The sequence below is a fragment of the Paraburkholderia sediminicola genome (genome assembly GCF_046026855.1).
Lineage (GTDB): Bacteria > Pseudomonadota > Gammaproteobacteria > Burkholderiales > Burkholderiaceae > Paraburkholderia > Paraburkholderia sediminicola_A.
Genome location: NZ_JAQQET010000086.1, coordinates 1 through 1,618 on the forward strand (window position 1 = coordinate 1; position 1,618 = coordinate 1,618).

At 55.4% G+C, this 1,618-nt stretch carries 1 protein-coding gene; it reads right to left on the minus strand.

The annotated features are described in order from the left end of the window. Positions 1-127: 127 nt before the first annotated feature. On the minus strand, positions 128-1,558 hold the full coding sequence (locus tag PQR40_RS38905) for an IS1182 family transposase (RefSeq protein ID WP_408511274.1): 1,431 nt from the start codon (positions 1,556-1,558) through the stop codon (positions 128-130). Positions 1,559-1,618 lie beyond the last annotated feature (60 nt).

A 1,618-nucleotide genomic window follows, 5' to 3' on the forward strand; every position in this document is an offset into this window, starting at 1 on the left:
CGTGTCAAAACGGGCGGCCACAAGAAATAACGAAACCGGCCTCATCGGACGTTGCAGCTTTTCGATTGCGACAAGCCGAACGAAACCCGGCGAACAGTTGCAAAGGTTCAACAACCCCATACGGGCATCACGCCCGCATTGCCGTTATAAGCGTTTCCGAACCGAGTAACCGGATCACTCGCTTCATGTTGTACGCCAGCACGTGCAAGCTCATTTCAGTGCTCACTCGTTCGATGGTCCGCGTGAGGAAATGAGTGGCCCCCATCCATGCTTTGATCGTGCCGAAGGGATGCTCGACTGTCTGCCGCCGGGTCCGCATTATCTCAGGAGCATGATCAAGTCGCGCCTGCATTTCCTCAACAAGGGTCTCGTGCTCCCAGCGGGTCATACGCCGCTCAGTGCCCGGCGTGCATTTCTCTTTTAACGAGCACTGCTGGCAATTCGAACTCCAATACTTGCCGAGCTTCAGAGCACGCTCTACTGTCCAGCATCGCCAGATGAGCCGCTCACCGGCCGGACACCGATATTCGTTCGTTTCCGGGTTGTAAATAAAATCATCCCTGCTGAAACGGCCATGCGCCGTGGCGGTTGATGTCACCGTCTTTGCCACGAATACGATGATGCCAGCTTCATGGCATGCAAGTATCTCTTCGCTCTTGTAGTAGCCTCGATCCGCGATCGCAGTGAGTTTGCCTACACCCATTTCCGTTCGGGCAAGCTTCGCCATCGACGTCAGTTGATCACGGTCAATGCCGTTGTTAGTCACCTCGTGCGTGACGATCAAATGGTGTTTCGTATCCACTGCCGTCTGGACGTTGTAGCCGACAACGCCGGTCCCACGCGTCTTCATCGAACGCGCGTCCGGGTCGGTAAGCGAAACCTGTTTGTCAGGTGTCGCGTTCAGTCGTACCTCGATCTCTTTGAGGCTTCGCATCTGCTCCTTCAAGGCCGCAATCTTGTCTTGCAGTCGCTCCGTCCTGACCTTCGCGATTGCCGGCTCCTGACGATCCGCTGTGTCCATTGCCTCGAGATAGCGAGCGATACTTGACTCGATGTCGCGCATGCGTCGTTCAAGCTTCGCGCTCGTGAAGTTACGGTCGCGGTGGTTCACCGCCTTGAACTTGCTGCCCTCAATCGCAACAATCGCTTCGGCGAAGAGGTCCAGACGCTGGCACAGCACGACGAACTGACGGCAGACGCTACGGATCGCTTTGCCGTTGTCTTTACGGAACCGCGCAATGGTCTTGAAGTCCGGTGCCAGGCGGCCCGTGAGCCACATCAGTTCGACGTTGCGCTGGGCCTCGCGTTCAAGGCGGCGGCTCGACTGAATACGGTTCAGGTAACCGTAGATATAGATCTTGAGCATCACCTCGGGGTGATACGACGGCCGACCAGTCAACGCTGGTTGGACTCCTTCAAACCCAAACTTATGAAGATCAAGCTCATCGACAAAGACATCAACTACGCGCACGGGATTTGTGTCCGTCACGTAGTCATCGAGCGCTTCAGGGAGCAGAGAGCTTTGTGTACGATTGTCGCCTTGAACGAACCGTTTCATGTTGCTCAACCCTTGCTATCGGATGGTAAATTTTAACGCGCCAAAATGCGTTTTGACACA

Coding starts and splice junctions, on each gene's coding strand:
- PQR40_RS38905 (WP_408511274.1), bottom strand. CDS start 1,558: ATGAAACGGTTCGTTCAAGGCGACAATCGTACACAAAGCTCTCTGCTC.